Raw genomic sequence first — 16,812 nt, forward strand, 5'->3', positions numbered from 1 at the left:
GCCTCTCCGGCCTGCGAGTGTCCTGGCCTCAATGACGCCCCTCTCCGAGGCGCCATGACGAGTATGCGACCGGCCATCGTCATCTGCGTCCCGCACGCGCCACCCCTGTGGACGACACGCGAGGACGATTCGTCGCCCATCAGCTTAGATGGAACAGATGTTCGATACTGCGGCGACACGCCGAGACACCAGGCAGGGCATGCGAGAACACAAACGCGCAGCAATGCGCGTTCGCGCATGGAAAACGATAAAGGAGTCAGCGGCTCCGTTCGCGCGGGTCGAGGCGATGAATCCAGCGCGCATCCTCACGCCCGGTTTCTTCGCACAGCTGCGCCCAGACCTCGTCAGGACTCGCCCCGGCAGACAGAGCGTCGCGGGCTGTGGCCCCCAGCGAGGCGAGGTAGAGGTCAGAAACGTACGAGCGGCCGAGGGCCGACCCGAAGGTCGCCTCGACCGCTTCGTAAAACTCGGAGTGCTTCACGCGTCAGGAGATCAGCGTGACGGGTACGAGATCGTCGGGCACCGCGTCGGGAATGACAGCACCGTCGATGATCGCCATGCGTTCGGAGACCTCGCGCAGCACGAACCACAGCGGAACGCGCAGAGCGGAGGTAATGGCCTCGAGCAGTTCGGAGGACGCCTCCTTCTGCCCGCGCTCAACTTCGGAGAGATAGCCCAGGGACACCTGTGCTTCGGAGGAGACTTCGCGCAGGGTTCGACCCTGGCGCTGGCGGATGCCACGCAGGACATCGCCCAGTTCGCTGCGCAGCAGCGGAGTTTCGCTCAGTGTCTTTTCCATATCGTTACTGTAGCCGTTCTTGTTCGTCGGGCGCATCGTTAGTTCGCGCATCGGACCGGTGTAACCGGGCGCGCGCACGCCTCGGGTTGTTGTCATGTTCTGTCAACGCGCACCCAAACCGGCCTATTCCACCGGGCACTCAATTCGCGTATGGGTTGCGTCACCCAGACTCAACTCTGAATGGGCTGCCCAGCAGGAGACGAGTCCGCGGAAGCCGCGTGCCCGCCGTCCGCCTCATGAGAGTCGACGACGGCAGGAGTGCGCATCAGTGTGACGCCCTCGACCACGTAGGCGACACCAGAAATGAGGGTCAGCGCCAGTGCGATACCGGACAGGGCGAGACCGAGGCGAATCACGAGAATAACCCACCACTGGTTAGCCCGGTCGATCGCATAGAAGTGCTCCCATGGGATGAGCAGCGTCCCCAGCGCAATGATCTGGAAGAAGGTCTTCAGCTTACCCATCCAATTCGCCGAGACAACGACGCCACGGCGCAGGAAAAAGGCGCGCATCGCGGTGATGCCGAGCTCGCGCACAGCGATCAGGATCGTCACGAACCAGGGCAAGAACCCCTGCCAGGACAGGAGAACGAAACCTCCCAAGGTCAAAGCTTTGTCAGCGATGGGATCGACGATGCGCCCGAAGTCGGTGATCTGGTTCCATGAACGAGCCAGATGCCCGTCGAGATGATCCGTAATCGAGGCAAGCGCGAAGATGACGAAGGCCACCCACTTCGTAACCCAGGAGTCCTGTAGGGCCAAAATGATGAAGACAGGGACGAAGACCAGGCGCGCCATGGTCAGCACGTTCGGCAGGTTCACGACGGGGACTGCGGAGCCCCGTTGAACGCGCGACACGTTATCAGTCATTGCTGGTACCTCTCTCTTAGCGGCCGGTGAGCTGCCAAGCGTCCTCGTCGTTGTCCGGCTCCTCATCAACCCAATCAGGTGAGAAACCGCCAAAGTTATGTCCAGAGTACGGGTCTAACCCGCCCGCGCGCGAATCGCCAGCGTGTCCCGTGCCCGATTCGTAACCAGAGGAGGCCTTCGTAGTGTCAATCGACGAGGTCCCCTTCCCCGCAGCGCGGACGCTCGCAGCACCGGTGGCGGGGCTGGGTGCCCCCGAGGGTGCCCTGGAAGCGGGTGCGGGGGATGCGGGCGCGGCGGAAACCGCCGCGGGCTCGGGTTCGGGTTCGCTGATGGAGGTGGATTCGCCGCGCAGCATCGCGAGCACCTCGGGGAGCTGCTCGGGGGTGACGAGGACCTGGCGGGCCTTGGATCCTTCGGAGGGTCCGACGATGTCGCGGGATTCGAGGAGGTCCATGAGGCGTCCGGCGCGGGCGAAGCCGACGCGCAGCTTGCGCTGGAGCATGGAGGTGGAGCCAAGCTGGGTGGAGATGACAAGCTCGGCGGCCTGGAGCAGGTCTTCGAGGTCGGCTCCGATATCTTCGGCGACTTTTGCTTCCTTCTTGTCGGGCACGACGTCGTCGCGGTAGTGCGTTTCCATCTGGCTCTTGACGTGGGCGACGACCTGGTGGATCTCGGATTCGCCGACCCAGGCACCCTGAACACGCATGGGCTTGGAGGCACCGGCGGGCAGGTAGAGGGCGTCGCCCTGGCCGATGAGTTTTTCGGCACCGGGCTGGTCGAGGATGGTGCGTGAGTCGGTCAGCGACGAGGTTGCGAACGCGAGGCGCGAGGGGATGTTGGCCTTGATGAGGCCGGTGACGACGTCGACCGAGGGGCGCTGCGTGGCCAGGACCAGGTGGATGCCGGCGGCGCGCGCGAGCTGTGTGATGCGTTGAATCGATGCTTCGACGTCGCGCGGCGCGACCATCATGAGGTCGGCGAGCTCGTCGACGACCACGAGCAGATACGGGTAGGGGTGCAGGGTGCGGTTGAGGCCGGGTTTGGCCTGCACCTGTCCGGCGGCCACCGCCTTGTTGAAGTCGTCGATGTGCTTGAAGCCGTAGTCCGACAGGTCGTCGTAGCGCGCGTCCATCTCCTTGACGACCCATTCGAGGGCCTCGGCGGCCTTCTTGGCGTCGGTGATGATGGGCGAGATGAGGTGCGGGATGCCCTCGTAGATCGTGAGTTCCACGCGCTTGGGGTCGACCAGGATCATGCGCACTTGCTGCGGCGTCGCGCGCATCATGATCGAGGTGATCATGGAGTTGACGAAGGAGGACTTACCGGAGCCGGTCTGGCCAGCGACCAGCATGTGCGGGGTCTTGGCCAGGTTGGTGACGACGTAGCCGCCCTCGACGTCCTTGCCGACGCCGACGACGAGCGGGTGCTGGTTGCGGCGAGCGGCAGCGGAACGCAGAACGTCGCCGAGGGCCACGTTTTCGCGATCGGCGTTGGGGATCTCGATGCCGATGGCGCTCTTGCCGGGGATCGGCGCGAGGATGCGAACGTCGGCGGAGGCCACCGCGTAGGCAATGTTTTTCGATAGGTTGGTGAGCTTATCGACCTTGACGCCGGCTCCGAGGACGACCTCGTAGCGGGTGACTGTCGGGCCGCGCGAGAAACCGGTGACGCGCGCGTCGACGTTAAAGTCCTCGAAGACCTGGGCGAGCGCGGCGACGACCTGGTCGTTAACGGCGGAGCGCGTCATGTGGGGCGGCCCTGAGACGAGCAGGTCCTGTGAGGGCAACGTGTAGCTGATCGAGTCATCCAGGTTAGGCTGGAAGGCACCATCGGGTTCGTCGGTGATTGGCGGGGGTGTCGGTTCGGGCTCAGGCTCGTGAGCGGGGACCTGGTGGGGTGCCACGACGGGACGCATCTTGGTGATCATCTCGGTGGGTGCGTCCGGCGTGGAGGGACGAGGCCTGGGCTTGGCGGGCACGAAGGACTTGGCCACGGGAACAGCGCCGGACTCCAGGAGCTGGGTCCGTTCAACGGATTCCTTTTCAGCGGCTTGACGGAAGGACTCGTCGCCGTCGTATTCGTCGAGGAATTCATCGTCTCCGGCCGCGAGATTCTTGCGGGACTTGCGGCGCGCCTTCTTTGCGGTGTCCCTATCGCCGGGCACACCGTCGGAGTCCTTCTCGTTTGTTCCGCTCAGGTGGGCAGCGAGGTCGCGCAGGCGCGCCGGAACGTCGGCAACTGCGGTGCGGGTAGCCAGGAGGATGGAGTAGGCCAGCAGCAGGACGAGGAGGGCACCGGCTCCCCAGGAGGAAACGAGGAGTATGAGGGGGCGCGCAATGAACCAGCCGATAACGCCACCGGCCGTGTCGATGCCCGGCTCGGAACCCATGCTGGGGTTACCACGCGAGATGTGCACGAGTCCGGTGAGGGCCATCGTAATACCGACACCGCCAGCCACGTGGTGGGGCAGCGCGGAGCGGCCCGAGCGCGCGGAGACAAGCTCGCAGGCGAGCGCCACGAGGAGCAGGGGGAGAACGACGGAGAAGATTCCGACGAGTCCCGCCGAGGCGTAGTGGATGGCGTCCCCAGCCTCACCGGAAATCTGGAACCATTCGCGCAGAGCAATGACGATCGCGGCGGCAAGAGCGATGAAGGCCGCGGCGTCGCGCTTGACCTGGGGGTCCGTCGCTTTCCAGCCACGTACCATGCTGGCTCCAGCACGAGCAATGGCCGCGAACAAGCGGGCCAGCAAACCGGGCTGAGTAGGCTGCTGTGGCGGCATAGGCTCGGGCTTGGCGGCCGGACGAGACTTACCCGTCTTGGCGCGCGGGCGCGCAGGACCTTTACCAGAGGAAGAGCGTGGAGACGATTGTGCCATGATTGCTCCACGATATCGCCCGCGCTGGCCCCGCTCAGGAGGCGCGCCGCGAGCGCTCAGCGCAGGATATTCGTAACAACACCGGTTTCGAGCACGTTGTCAACCTGCTCGCGCGTGGGCACGGGCAGGGCAGACTCGTGAGAGACGGCGAGTGCCCCGCCAGCGTTCGCCATGAGGCATGCGGTCTCCAGGTCGTGGCCCAGGAGGATGCCAGCGCACATCTCTGCGATGTGGGTGTCCCCCACGCCCGCGGTGTCGGCGATGGCCACCTCGAATGCGGGAATCGTGATGATGGGGGCATCCGCGCCGAGCTGGAGTTCGCAGCCTCGGTTGCCCACGCGGCGCACGGTGGCAGCGTCGGGGCGCATGTAGGAACGGATCGTGGAGCCGCAACGGGTGCGGTCTAGGATGTCAGCCAGGGCCGAGGCCTCCCAGTCGTTCATCGTCACCACGTCGGCGCGCGGCAGGATCGTCTCCCATGCCTCGACGGGCACCTGCACGACCGCGGGCGACACGGAGACGACGAGGGTAACGAAGGGAGGCAGGGCCGCAGCCCATTCGCTGAGTTCGACTGCCGCGTGCGCGTTCGTCATGTCTGAGGCCGCCACGTGCACGACGTCCCCCTCGCGCAGCTCAATACGGTCGAGGGTGGTACGCGAGGGCTCGGACTCGACTCCCGCGGTGACGACCGAGCACATCGTTCCGCCCTTATCGATCAGCTGGATAACGACACCGATATCGCCGACCAGCTCGGGGGTCAGGACCTCCACGCCCGCCTCCACCAGCTGCTGACGCACCTGGAAGGAGTTCGGGCCGGTGCCCAGTGGCGAGGCCGCTGCCGCCGGGACGCCCATGGCCGCCGCGGCGCACAGGGTCGTGAACCCACCGCCGGGCCGAGAGCTCGCGGCATCGGCGTGCACCGATCCCCCGCGCTCGGGAATGTAGGCGATGTGCATTGGCAAGACCAGAGCAACCGAGTGCGTCGAAATGAAGCGACCCGCCACGGACTTTCCTTCCCCTGTGTGCCGCGCTACCACCCGGGTAGCCACGGCCTCGTCACTGAAAACTGCCGAGCTCCTACTGCTCGGTGACCACCGGAACGATCATAGGACGACGACGCAGACGTCGCGCGACCCAGCGACCGATGACGCGGCGCATCGCCTGCTGCAGGACGTAGGGGTCCTGGCCGCCGGGCGCAGCCGCGTCCTTGAGGGCCTTAGTGACGTCGGGCAGTATCTCCTCGAAGACCGAGTCATCCTCAGCCATGCCGATCGCGCGGATCTCGGGACCCGCGAGGACCATACCCGAATCGTGCTCGACCACAGCGAAGATCGAGATGAAGCCCTCCGCCCCCAGGGTACGGCGGGTTTCCAGCTCGTCCTCGGAGATTTCGCCGATGGAGCGGCCGTCCACGTACACGTACTCACACGGCACGATGCCCGACACGCGCGCGACGCCGTCCTTGAGGTCGACCGTCACGCCGTCCTCAGCCAGGACCACATGCTGCGGGTCGATGCCTGTCTTGACGGCCAACTGACCGTTGCCCACCAGGTGGCGGACCTCGCCGTGGATGGGCATGACGTTCTTGGGCTGGACGATGTTGTAGCAGTAGATGAGTTCTCCGGCGCTCGCGTGGCCCGACACATGCACCTTCGCGTTCTCCTTCGACACGACGCGCGCGCCCAGGCGGGTCAGGTCGTTGATAACGCGGTACACGGAGTTCTCATTGCCCGGGATCAGCGAGGACGCCAGCACGACCATGTCGCCCGGCTCAATCGTCACCGTACGATGCGACCCTACCGACATGCGCGACAGGGCCGCCATCGGCTCGCCCTGGGAGCCGGTCGCCATGTAGACGCGCTGGGAGGGCGGCAGTTCACCGATACCCTTGAGGTCCACGACGACGCCCTCGGGGATCGTCAGGTATCCTTTCTCCTCGGCGATGCGCATATTGCGCTCCATGGAGCGGCCCACGAACGCGACGCGACGCCCGTGGTGAGCAGCGGCATTAATGACCTGCTGGACGCGGTGCACGTGCGAGGCGAAGGAGGCGACGACGATCTGGCCGGAGGCCTCACCGAAGACCTGGTCGAGGACCGGGCCAATCTCGCGTTCGGGCGTGATAAAGCCCGGGACCAGGGCATTCGTGGAGTCCACCATGAACAGGTCGACGCCTTCCTCACCCATGCGGGCGAAGGCGCGCAGGTCGGTCAGGCGACGGTCCAGCGGCAGCTGATCCATCTTGAAGTCGCCCGTAATCAGGACGTTGCCCGCACCCGTGCGCACGAAGACCGCGAGCGCGTCGGGGATCGAGTGGGTGACGGAGACGAATTCGAGGTCGAAGGGGCCGACGCTGAGGCGGTCGCCCTCGGCGACGACGGTGAGGCCCGGGTCGGGCAGGCGGTGTTCGCGCAGCTTGGGGGCGACGAAAGCCAGGGTCAGGTCGGAGCCGTAGATCGGGATATCGTCGCGCAGTTTAAGCAGATAGGGCACGGCACCGATGTGGTCCTCGTGGCCGTGGGTGAGGACCATGCCCACGACGTCGTCCATGCGGTCCTCGATCCAGGAGAAATCGGGGAGGATGAGGTCGACGCCGGGCTGGCTCTCCTCGGGGAAGAGGACGCCGCAGTCCACGACCAGGAGCTTGCCCCGGTACTCGAGGACGTTCATGTTACGGCCGACCTCGCCAAGACCTCCCAGCGGGATCACTCGCAGTGCGCCCTCTTCCAGGGGCGCGGGTTCGCTGAGATTCTCGTACAAAGACTTCATGGTGCCAGTCTGCCACGTCAGAGAGCTTTTCCCCGCATCGGGAGATCCCTGAGGCGGGTCGGCCCCCTCACACTTGGGCGTGGAGGGGACCGTGTTCCGTCTCATCGACGAGGCCGTGACTGGCCCCCGCCGCACGGGTGTCGGATAAGTAGACGCTTTACAGTAGGTCGGCAGCGCACAGGGCGCGGCGCAGGGCCGAGACCTCGTCGTCGCTGATGCCGACCATCGGTAGGCGCACGGCGGGGCTGTCGATGACGCCCTGGAGCCACAGGGCGTACTTGGCCATGACGGCACCCTGGCCGCCGCCCATGATGGCGTGGACGAGGGGGCGCAGGGAGTAGGAGAGTTCGCGGGCCTCCCACACCTGGTCGGTGTCGAGCAGCTCGATCATGCGGCGGTAGTGGGCGGAGGCCACGTGGGTCACGACGGAGATGAAGCCGGAGGCTCCGCCCGTCATCCACGCGAAGTTCAGGCCGTCGTCGCCCGAGTAGTACTCCAGGCCGGTGCGGTGCATGCGCTCCACGCCTGTCTCGACGTCGCCGGTAGCGTCCTTGACCCCGAGGATGCGCGGGTGCTGGGCGAGGATGTCAAGGGTGGAGTCGGAGAAGGCGATGCCGGTGCGGCCGGGAATGTCGTAGAGCATGACGGGCAGGTCGACAGCGTCGGTGACGGCGCGCACGTGGGCGCGCAGGCCTTCCTGGGAGGGACGGTTGTAGTACGGGGACACGACCAGCAGACCGTCCGCGCCGTGTTCCTGGGCACCTTCACCGATGCGCACGGCGTGTGCTGTGTCGTTGGAGCAGGCACCGCACAGGATGAAGGCGCGGTCTCCGACGGCTTCGCGAACCGCGTCGGTGAGGTCGTTCTTTTCGGGCTGGTGTGTCGTCGGCGACTCGCCCGTCGTACCGGACAGGAGGATCGTGTCGCAGCCTTCGTCAACGAGCTTGATCGCGAGGCGCTGGGCAGAGGGCAGGTCGATGTCGCCGGCCTCGGTCATGGGGGTGACCATGGCGGCGGCCAGGGAACCGAATCGGCGAGGAGGAATATTCGTCATGCCCCCATCTTACGCACTCGCCACGTGACGAGGCCTCCGCCGGTTCGTGAGGAGAGTCCACGATGCGGGGGGCTCGCCATGCCTCCCGCCCGTCGTGGGTCCTTAGTCGCGACGCGCCCACCACATGTGCTGGGCCTGATCACCGAGCGTGCGCACGCCCCCCGAGGGGGCAAAGCCCGCCGAGGTGTAGAAACGTTGACGTTCCTCGTCATCCGCGCCGATCCACACGTGCAGCACGCCGCTGGTCAGGTCCGCGACGGCTGCCAGGAGGCGCGAGGCGTGTCCGGCGCGCCGGAAGTTCGGGTCTACAACAAGCTCGTACACCTGGGTCGCCCTCTCGCTCCCCTCCCCCGCGGGACCGTGCCCGGAGGAGGTGTCCACGGCCTCGTCCGGTCCTGCCAGGGCGAAGCCGACGATGGTGTTGGCGTGCAGCGCGACGAGGAGCGCGCTGCCCTCGGGAGAGGGGGCGGACAGGGTGGCCTCCCAGCGGCGGGCGAGCAGCTCCTCGGTGATGCCCTGGGATGCCAGTGCTTCCTCTCCCATGAGGGCACGCCAGGCACCGACCTGCAGACGAGCAATAGCACCTTCGTCGCCGCGCTGGGCGGGCCTCACGGAACGGTCCGGGGCAGCGTTCACAGGCCCATGACCTGATCAAGACCGATCGTCAGGCCGGTCCGGCCAATCACGCGGCGCACGCCCAGGAGCACGCCGGGCATGAAGGACACGCGGTCGAAGGAGTCTGTGCGGATAACCAGCTGCTCGCCCTCGTTGCCCAGGAGGATCTCCTCGGAGGCAGTCAGGCCGCGCAGGCGCACGGCGTGCACCGGGACGCCGTCGACGCGGCCGCCTCGGCTGCCCAGTTCGTCCATCTCGGTGGCGTCGGGCATGTCGCCCAGGCCAGCCTCGGCGCGTGCGCGAGCGATGCCGCGCGCGGTGGCCACCGCCGTGCCCGAGGGGGCGTCCACCTTGCCCGGGTGGTGCATCTCGATGACCTCGGCGGACTCGAAATAGGGGGCGGCCATGGCAGCAAACTTCATGGCCAGCACCGCGCCCATCGCGAAGTTCGGGGCAATCAGAACGGCACGCCCCGCCTCCTCCGCATGAGTGCGCACGCGCGCGTAGGACTCCTCGGTCCACCCCGTCGTGCCCACGACGACGTCCACGCCGGCGTCAAGGAGCGCGTGCACGTTCGCCTCGGTGACTCCGGGAACCGAGAAGTCGACGGCGACCTGCGCGCCGTTAACGGTTTTCTTGGTGATCGGATCGCCCGCGTCCAGCTGGGCGACGACCTCCATGTCGGGGGCACCGGTCACAGCCGCCACGACAGTGGAGCCCATGCGGCCCTTAGCTCCGGTCACTGCCACGCGAATCATCATTGTCTCCTTCTGAAAGGGTTGCTTAGTGTCAAGGCTATGCCCCGCACCCGGGAAGTGGGCGGGGATTCTCACGACTCAGTCCTGGGGCAGGACCAGCGCGCGGCAGTCCAGCTTGGCGATCAGGGAGGCGGCCAAGGCGCGAACGTCATGCGCGCCCACCGCGTCGAATTCGGCCAACGACTCGTCGATGGGACGGTAGCGCCCGACGATCTCCGAGCGGCCCAGTCGCATCATGCGCGACCAGTTGTCCTCCAGGCCCAGGACGACGCCTCCGCGGACCTGCCCGCGCACGCGCGTCATCTCCTCCTCGGTCGGGCCGTCCGCTGCCAGGTCCTCCAGCTGAGCGCGCATGATGGCCTCGACCTCGTCGACATTGTCGGGGCTGCAGCCCGCGTACATCCCGAAGGTACCCGTGTCGGAGTAGGCGACGTCGTAGGCATAGGTCGTATAGGCCAGGCCACGCTTTTCGCGCACCTCCTGAAAGAGGCGCGAGGACATGGACCCGCCAAGGATCGAGAGCAGCACACTCATCGTGGGACCCAGCGGATCGGTGGCCGACAAGCCTTCACAACCGATGAGGACGTGCGCCTGCGTGACGTCGCGCTGTCGCGTGATGTCCTTCTCGTGGTCGGCGATGGGCGTCGCGGTCGTTGATCGACGAGGCCGGGGCGCGGTCGCGCTCGCGTGATCCCAGGGGGACGCCTCCAGGGCGGCCTGGACGCGCTCGACAATGTGGTCGTGGTCGACGTGGCCAGCGGCTGCGACGATGAGCGAAGAGGGCGAGTAGTGGGCCTGGTAATGCTCCCACACGTCAGAGCGGCCGACCTCGCGAATCGCCTGGGAGGTGCCGCCGACGGGACGGCCGATGGGGCGGTCACCGTGGACGGCCAGCTGGAAAGCCTCGTGAACGGTTTCCGTAGGCGAGTCCTCCCCCATCGCCAGCTCGTCGAGGATGACGCCGCGCTCCATCGCGAAATCATCCTCGTCCAGGCGCGAGTCGGTGACCATGTCGGCCAGCGTCTCGATCGCCATGTCCAGGTCGGCGTCGCGAACGCGCGCCCAGTACGCGGTGTGCTCGCGGGCGGTCTCGGCGTTGGACTCGCCGCCGACGCTGTCGAAGGCGACAGCGATGTCAAGGGCCGAGCGCTTATTCGTGCCCTTGAAGAGGAGATGCTCGAGGAAGTGAGTGGATCCCGCCGTGCGCGGTCCCTCATCACGCGAGCCCACAGGTACCCACAGGGACACGCCCGCACTCTTCGTTGCGGGAATCGTCTGGGTCAGCACACGCGTCCCAGCACCCAGGATTGTGCGCTCGATGCGCGTGTCACCGTCCTCGATGGACAGGCGGGACTCGTCGAGCGGCAGCGGCTTAGGCGTCATTCTTCTCCTCTTGCGTCCCCGCGGGCCGGGGATTGGCACGAAACGTTCACAGTGTAGCCGTACAAGGGCTGGTGGCCGGGCGGAGCACGCGCTCCATCCCGGCCACCGGTCACTGTCAGCTATCGGGAGCTACTCACTCCTCAGACGCGCCTTCCTCACGCTCGTCGTCGCGACGACGACGAGTGCGGGTGCGGGGACGGCGCTCGCGGCGCTCAGAACGGTCACGGCGCTCACGACGCGGCTCGGAAGACTCACCCTCGGGGACCTCCAGCTCGCCAGCATCACCGTCGATGACGGCGTGCAGGCTCAGCTTGCCGCGGTCGCCGATCTCGTTGATCTCGACCTCGACCTGCTGGCCGACCTGCAGGACGTCGTCCACGGAATCGATGCGCTTACCGCCCACGAGGCGACGGACCTGCGAAATGTGCAGGAGGCCGTCCTTACCGGGGGTCAGCGACACGAAGGCGCCGAACGACGTGGTCTTGACGACCGTGCCGACGAAGCGCTCGCCGACCTCGGGCATCTGCGGGTTCGCGATCTGGTTGACCATCGTGCGGGCGGCCTCGGCGGAGGCCCCGTCGGAAGAGGCGATGTAGACGGTGCCGTCGTCCTCGATGGTGACGTCAGCGCCGGTCTCGTCCTGGATCTGGTTGATCATCTTGCCCTTGGGACCGATGACCTCGCCGATCTTGTCGACGGGAACCTTGACGGTGATGATACGAGGAGCGTTCGGACTCATCTCATCCGGGCCGTCGATCGCCTGGTTGATCAGGTCGAGGATCGCCAGGCGGGCGTCGCGTGCCTGGGCCAGCGCGGCGCGCAGCACCTGGGAGTCGATGCCGTCGAGCTTGGTGTCCAGCTGCAGGGCCGTGATGAAGTCGCGGGTACCGGCAACCTTGAAGTCCATGTCGCCGAAGCCGTCCTCGGCACCCAGGATGTCGGTCAGGGTGACGGCCTTGAACTGACCATCGACCTCACCGGTCATGAGGCCCATCGCGATGCCCGCGACGGGGGCGCGCAGCGGCACGCCAGCCTGGAGGAGGGACAGGGTCGAGGCACACACGGATCCCATCGAGGACGAGCCGTTAGAACCCATGGTCTCGGAGACCTGACGGATCGCGTAGGGGAAGTCCTCGCGCGAGGGCAGGACGGGAACCAGCGCGCGCTCGGCCAGGTCACCGTGGCCGATCTCGCGGCGCTTCGGGGAGCCGACGCGGCCAACCTCGCCCGTGGAGAACGGGGGGAAGTTGTACTGGTGCATGTAGCGCTTGGAATTGATGGGCGACAGGTTGTCGATCTGCTGCTCCATGCGCAACATGGCCAGGGTGGTCACGCCCAGGATCTGGGTCTCACCGCGCTGGAACAGGGCGGAGCCGTGCACGCGGGGCAGGACCTCAACCTCGGCGGAGAGAGAACGGATCTGGCGCGGGGTACGGCCATCCATGCGGATCTCTTCACGCAGGGTGCGATTACGGATCGTGGCCTTCTCGAGCGAACGGAACGCGGCCTTGAGGGCCTTCTCCGACTCGGGGAAGCGCTCGGCAAGTGCCTCGAGCATCTCTTCCTTGACGGCATCCACGGCCTCGTCGCGGGCGAGCTTGCCCTCGGTCAGCAGCGCCTGAGCGACCTTCTCGGCGGCGTATTCCTCGACAGCGGCGTATTCCTCGTCGGTGTAGTCCAGGAACAGCGGGAAGTCGGCGGTCTCCTTGGAGGCCTTCTCGGCGACCTTGATCTGAGCCTCGCACAGGGCCTTGATGAAGGGCTTTGCGGCTTCGAGGCCGTCGGCCACAACATCTTCGGTGGGGGCGGTAGCGCCAGCCTGAATGAGATCCCACTCGTTCTTGCCGCCGCCGGCCTCGACCATCATGATCGCGACGTCTTCGGAGCCGTCCTCCTTGGTGACGATGCGGCCCGCGACAACGATGTTGAACACGGAACGCTCGAGCTCGCTCCAGCGCGGGAACGCGACCCACTGGCCGTCGATCAGGGCCAGGCGAGTGCCACCGATCGGGCCGGTGAACGGCAGGCCAGCGATCTGGGTGGACATGGAGGCGGCGTTGATCGCCAGGACATCGTAGGCGTCATCCGGGTCGATCGTCAGGACGGTCTCGACGACCTGAACCTCGTTACGCAGGCCCTTGACGAAGCCGGGGCGCAGCGGGCGGTCGATGAGGCGGGCCGCCAGGATGGCCTCGGTGCCCGCGCGGCCTTCGCGGCGGAAGAAGGAACCGGGGATGCGACCCGCGGCGTACTGACGCTCTTCAACGTCAACGGTCAGCGGGAAGAAATCGAACTGGTCCTTGGGGTTCTTGCCAACGGTCGTGGCCGACAGAACGGTGGTGGAATCATCCAGGTAGGCCAGGGCAGAGCCGGCGGCCTGCTTGGCGAGACGGCCGGTTTCGAAGCGCACGACGCGCTTGCCGAAACGGCCGTTATCGATAATCGCCTCTGCGGCGATGATGTCAGAGCCTTCCATCATGGGGCGTTTCTCCTTGGTTTGTTGGTGTCGCGCTCCACTTCGGCCTTCGATCGAAGCCCACGGATCAACTCTCCGGAGGCCACTGTCGAAAACCGGCGGCTTGCGCGCGAAAAATAAACGGCGTGCCCGAGGCGGGCGTGTGAAAACCGGCCCGTCTCCGTTATGGGAGGCGGGCCGGCCCAAAATCAGCGGCGCAGGCCGAGACGCTCGATGAGCGAACGGTAACGCTCGATGTCGATGTCAGCCAGGTAACCCAGCAGGCGGCGACGACGGCCGACCAGCAGCAGCAGGCCACGACGGGAGTGGTGGTCGTGCGTGTGGGTCTTGAAGTGCTCGGTCAGATCCTTGATGCGGCGGGTCAGCAGCGCGATCTGCACCTCGGGGGAACCGGTGTCGCCCTCGTGGGTAGCGTACTCGGCGATGATCTGGTCCTTGACGTCCTTGCTCAGCGGCACAGGCTTCTCCTTTGTATTCGTTGCGCGGGGCATCCGGGCGTCTCCCGGATGCTGACAGTCCGCGGCCGGTGTACGGCCTTTCTACAGTAGCACGTCCAAGTTGTCAGTCTCCTCGTGAGCGACGAAGCTAACGATTTGGCCGGTCGGGGGCGAGGCCTCTTCCCCTCCCCCGTTATCTGTCCGCACGCCAGGGCAGGGCCGAGCACCCAGCGAGTGCCTGGATCCGGGGAGGCATTAGGAGGCAGTGACTGAGTCCGGGTCGACGCGCCCGGCGACGCCGATACCGAGGACGGAAGCCGTCTGACGCAGGTCGTCGTCCATCTGGCGCAACAGGCCGTCGACGTTATCGAAGGACAGCATCGGACGGATACGCGACACGAAAGTGACAGCGATGCGTTCGCCGTACAGGTTCAGGTCGGAGCGGCCTAAGACGTGTGCCTCGACGGTGCGCTCCTCGCCGTTGAACTGTGGGTTGGTGCCCACGGAGATGGCGGCAGGCAGGAACTCAGCGGACTGGGTGCCGGGGACGGCACGCACGACCCAGCCAGCGTAGACGCCGTCTGCAGGGATGACGCCCTCGACCTCTTGCGAGAGGTTCGCGGTGGGGAATCCGAGCGTGCGACCACGCTTGAAGCCGTGGCAGACGGTGCCGCGGATACGGTGCAGGTGACCGAGCACGCGGGCGGCACCGGAGACATCGCCTGTAGCCAGAAGTTCGCGCACCCATGAGGAGGACCAACGGCGTCCCTCGGGTGCCTCGATGTCGGTAACGGTCAAGACATCGAAGCCATAGCGGCGGCCGAGGGCGCGCAGTGTGTCGATCGTTCCGACGTTGCCGCGACCGAAGCGGAAGTCTTCACCGACGACAACCTCGCGGGCACCACAGCGCTCGACCAGAAATTCGTAAACGAACTCGTCGGGTTCGAGGCTGTAGACGCTCTTGTCGTAGTGGGCGACGAGAGTGGCGTCCAGTCCGGCGGCCTCCATTGCGTCGAGGCGGTCACGCAGCGGGGAGATGAGCTGGAGGCCCACCTCGGGCTTATGCACCTGAATCGGGTGCGGGTCGAAGGTGATGGCCACGGCGTCGACGCCGAGCTTGTGTGCACGCTCCACGCAGGTGGCGATGACCTTCTTGTGACCGTTGTGCATGCCGTCGAAGTTACCGATGGTGACGACACTGGCCTCGTTGCCGGGGATGTCGGTCAGGGACTGCCAGACGTTCATTGTCTCTCTTTCTTAAAAAACCAGGACGGTCCGCAGGCGCGCAGCGTCGATACGCAGCAGGCCGAGGACCTCACCTGACGGCGACGTGGCCGCGATTGGTGGGGCCTCCCCCTCCGAGGCGATCGGCAGCGCATCGCCGTCTTGCGCGACCCACTGCGCGAGTTGCCCGCGCGAACGTCGGGGGGCCTGGCCGTGCGCAAAGGCCCCTGCCTCGGCCTCAGTGAGGGGCAGGGCGGGGAACATGGCGAGTGCCGCCCGCCCCAGGGGAATCAGGGGCAGAACAGGCTGCTGCCCACCCCCTTCGTCCTCCACGGCGGCGGCGAGTTCATCGAGGGTGAGCGCGCCTTCAAGCGGGAAGTCGCCGACGCGCGTCCGCCGCAGCGCGGTGAGGTGAGCACCAACCCCCAGGGCCGCGCCCGCATCGCGCGCGAGGGCCCGTACGTAGGTGCCCGACGAACACTCGACAGCCACGTCGACATCGACGACGCGAACCGGTCCGGGAGCGCATGCGCTCTCCCGGACCACGGCCTCGTCGAGGCAAACCTCAGATACGCGCGGGGCCGCAAGAACCTCCAGGCGCGAGATACGCACCGGGCGCGCTGCCAGCTCGACGTCCTGCCCCGCGCGGGCGAGCGCATACGCTCGTTTGCCGTTCACCTTGATCGCCGACACTGTCGTGGGAACCTGCATGATGTCACCGCGCAGGGGCGCGAGCGCCGCCTCCAGGTCGGACTCGCTGAGGGAGGTGCACCCCACCGCTGACGTGGGGAGTCCCTCGGCATCATCCGTGTTGGTCCCAATACCGAAACGGATTGTCGCCAGATACTCCTTCGAATGCCCGCTCACCCACGTGAGGAGCTTCGTTGCCTTACCAACACCGATGACGAGGACCCCGGTCGCCATGGGGTCCAGCGTGCCGCCGTGGCCCACCTTGCGGGTGTGGCCCAGGCGTCGCACACGCGCAACGACATCGTGGCTGGTAATGCCAGCGGGCTTGTCGATGACGAGCAGGCCGGGGCGCGGGTTATCGGGGCGACGAGCCATGAGCGATTAGGCCCAATCCTTCTCGTCCGCTTCGCCCTCTTCGTCGTCGTGACGGTAGGGGTCCTCCTCACCCGCGTAGGTCGCGCCCTGCGCGGCGGCGGCAATCGCCTCGTCCTTCGCCTTGGCCTTCGCGAGGGCATCCTCCAAGGCTGCCGCGCTCTCGGGAAGCGCGTCCGGGATGAACTCCAGCGTCGGGGTCAGGCGCAGCCCCAGGACCTTGCCGACGCGTGAGCGAAACAGGCCCTGCGCGGAAGCGAATGCACGCGCGGCCTTCTCACGCTGCTCGTCATCGCCAAGCACCGTGTAGAAAACGGACGCATGCTGCAGGTCGCCCGTCACGCGCACGTCCGTGATCGTCACGAGCTCCAGGCGGGGATCCTTCACATCGCGTCCGATCATCGACGCAACAGTCTGCAGGATTCGCTCCTGCACCTTACGAACGCGAGCCTCGTCAGCCATCGCGCCCTCCTTCCGGGCACTGAAGC

Annotated in this window: 15 protein-coding genes; all 15 read right to left on the bottom strand. The window is 66.5% G+C overall.

Annotated elements, in window-relative coordinates; all coding sequences use genetic code 11:
• Positions 1–256 precede the first annotated feature (256 nt).
• Entirely contained in the window at positions 257–481 is a 225-nt protein-coding gene (locus tag O3932_RS03835; protein ID WP_009648726.1) for a DUF3046 domain-containing protein, read from the bottom strand.
• A 3-nt stretch (positions 482–484) separates the two neighbouring features.
• The gene (locus O3932_RS03840) at positions 485–799 is read right to left on the bottom strand and encodes a helix-turn-helix domain-containing protein (RefSeq protein WP_034505361.1); all 315 of its coding nucleotides are present in this window, start codon (positions 797–799) and stop codon (positions 485–487) included.
• A 170-nt stretch (positions 800–969) separates the two neighbouring features.
• Positions 970–1,668: a CDP-diacylglycerol--glycerol-3-phosphate 3-phosphatidyltransferase gene (pgsA, locus tag O3932_RS03845; RefSeq protein WP_314567062.1), complete on the bottom strand. Its 699-nt coding sequence runs from the start codon at positions 1,666–1,668 to the stop codon at positions 970–972.
• A 16-nt stretch (positions 1,669–1,684) separates the two neighbouring features.
• The gene (locus O3932_RS03850) at positions 1,685–4,546 is read right to left on the bottom strand and encodes a DNA translocase FtsK (RefSeq protein ID WP_371536363.1); all 2,862 of its coding nucleotides are present in this window, start codon (positions 4,544–4,546) and stop codon (positions 1,685–1,687) included.
• 56 nt (positions 4,547–4,602) lie between these two features.
• A complete protein-coding gene (locus tag O3932_RS03855; protein WP_034505358.1) occupies positions 4,603–5,502 on the bottom strand; it encodes a PfkB family carbohydrate kinase in 900 nt (299 codons plus the stop codon).
• A 121-nt stretch (positions 5,503–5,623) separates the two neighbouring features.
• Positions 5,624–7,315, bottom strand: a complete 1,692-nt coding sequence (locus tag O3932_RS03860) for a ribonuclease J (RefSeq protein WP_371536366.1) — start codon at positions 7,313–7,315, stop codon at positions 5,624–5,626.
• Between the two features lie 157 nt (positions 7,316–7,472).
• Positions 7,473–8,369 (bottom strand): 4-hydroxy-tetrahydrodipicolinate synthase, encoded by an 897-nt coding sequence (gene dapA / locus O3932_RS03865; RefSeq protein ID WP_009648722.1) that lies wholly within the window; start codon positions 8,367–8,369, stop codon positions 7,473–7,475.
• 102 nt (positions 8,370–8,471) lie between these two features.
• On the bottom strand, positions 8,472–9,005 hold the full coding sequence (locus O3932_RS03870) for an N-acetyltransferase family protein (RefSeq protein WP_371536369.1): 534 nt from the start codon (positions 9,003–9,005) through the stop codon (positions 8,472–8,474).
• Positions 9,002–9,742, bottom strand: coding sequence for a 4-hydroxy-tetrahydrodipicolinate reductase (dapB, locus tag O3932_RS03875; RefSeq protein ID WP_296505434.1), 741 nt, complete (start codon positions 9,740–9,742; stop codon positions 9,002–9,004). Before dapB ends, O3932_RS03870 begins: the two co-directional genes overlap by 4 nt.
• Positions 9,743–9,820: 78 nt before the next feature.
• Positions 9,821–11,125 carry a M16 family metallopeptidase gene (locus O3932_RS03880; protein WP_371536371.1) on the bottom strand — a complete coding sequence of 435 codons (1,305 nt, stop codon included), beginning with the start codon at positions 11,123–11,125 and terminating at the stop codon, positions 9,821–9,823.
• 133 nt (positions 11,126–11,258) lie between these two features.
• Positions 11,259–13,604, bottom strand: coding sequence for a polyribonucleotide nucleotidyltransferase (locus tag O3932_RS03885; protein ID WP_009647301.1), 2,346 nt, complete (start codon positions 13,602–13,604; stop codon positions 11,259–11,261).
• Between the two features lie 185 nt (positions 13,605–13,789).
• Positions 13,790–14,092 (bottom strand): 30S ribosomal protein S15, encoded by a 303-nt coding sequence (gene rpsO / locus O3932_RS03890; protein WP_003792740.1) that lies wholly within the window; start codon positions 14,090–14,092, stop codon positions 13,790–13,792.
• Positions 14,093–14,293: 201 nt separating this feature from the next.
• A complete protein-coding gene (locus tag O3932_RS03895) occupies positions 14,294–15,283 on the bottom strand; it encodes a bifunctional riboflavin kinase/FAD synthetase (protein WP_009647304.1) in 990 nt (329 codons plus the stop codon).
• Between the two features lie 12 nt (positions 15,284–15,295).
• Positions 15,296–16,327, bottom strand: a complete 1,032-nt coding sequence (gene truB / locus O3932_RS03900) for a tRNA pseudouridine(55) synthase TruB (protein WP_371536373.1) — start codon at positions 16,325–16,327, stop codon at positions 15,296–15,298.
• A 6-nt stretch (positions 16,328–16,333) separates the two neighbouring features.
• Positions 16,334–16,786, bottom strand: coding sequence for a 30S ribosome-binding factor RbfA (rbfA, locus tag O3932_RS03905; RefSeq protein ID WP_009647302.1), 453 nt, complete (start codon positions 16,784–16,786; stop codon positions 16,334–16,336).
• Positions 16,787–16,812: the final 26 nt, after the last annotated feature.

Source organism: Pauljensenia sp. 20925_1_25 (assembly GCF_041433955.1).
GTDB lineage: Bacteria > Actinomycetota > Actinomycetes > Actinomycetales > Actinomycetaceae > Pauljensenia.

Bases quoted from the DNA above. Each gene is read 5' to 3' on its own strand.
- pgsA (WP_314567062.1), bottom strand. From the start codon at position 1,668: ATGACTGATAACGTGTCGCGCGTTCAACGGGGCTCCGCAGTCCCCGTC.
- O3932_RS03860 (WP_371536366.1), bottom strand. From the start codon at position 7,315: ATGAAGTCTTTGTACGAGAATCTCAGCGAACCCGCGCCCCTGGAAGAG.
- O3932_RS03885 (WP_009647301.1), bottom strand. From the start codon at position 13,604: ATGATGGAAGGCTCTGACATCATCGCCGCAGAGGCGATTATCGATAAC.
- rbfA (WP_009647302.1), bottom strand. From the start codon at position 16,786: ATGGCTGACGAGGCTCGCGTTCGTAAGGTGCAGGAGCGAATCCTGCAG.
- O3932_RS03840 (WP_034505361.1), bottom strand. From the start codon at position 799: ATGGAAAAGACACTGAGCGAAACTCCGCTGCTGCGCAGCGAACTGGGC.
- O3932_RS03880 (WP_371536371.1), bottom strand. From the start codon at position 11,125: ATGACGCCTAAGCCGCTGCCGCTCGACGAGTCCCGCCTGTCCATCGAG.
- O3932_RS03895 (WP_009647304.1), bottom strand. From the start codon at position 15,283: ATGAACGTCTGGCAGTCCCTGACCGACATCCCCGGCAACGAGGCCAGT.
- O3932_RS03855 (WP_034505358.1), bottom strand. From the start codon at position 5,502: ATGCACATCGCCTACATTCCCGAGCGCGGGGGATCGGTGCACGCCGAT.
- rpsO (WP_003792740.1), bottom strand. From the start codon at position 14,092: ATGCCCCGCGCAACGAATACAAAGGAGAAGCCTGTGCCGCTGAGCAAG.
- O3932_RS03850 (WP_371536363.1), bottom strand. From the start codon at position 4,546: ATGGCACAATCGTCTCCACGCTCTTCCTCTGGTAAAGGTCCTGCGCGC.
- dapB (WP_296505434.1), bottom strand. From the start codon at position 9,742: ATGATTCGCGTGGCAGTGACCGGAGCTAAGGGCCGCATGGGCTCCACT.
- truB (WP_371536373.1), bottom strand. From the start codon at position 16,327: ATGGCTCGTCGCCCCGATAACCCGCGCCCCGGCCTGCTCGTCATCGAC.
- dapA (WP_009648722.1), bottom strand. From the start codon at position 8,369: ATGACGAATATTCCTCCTCGCCGATTCGGTTCCCTGGCCGCCGCCATG.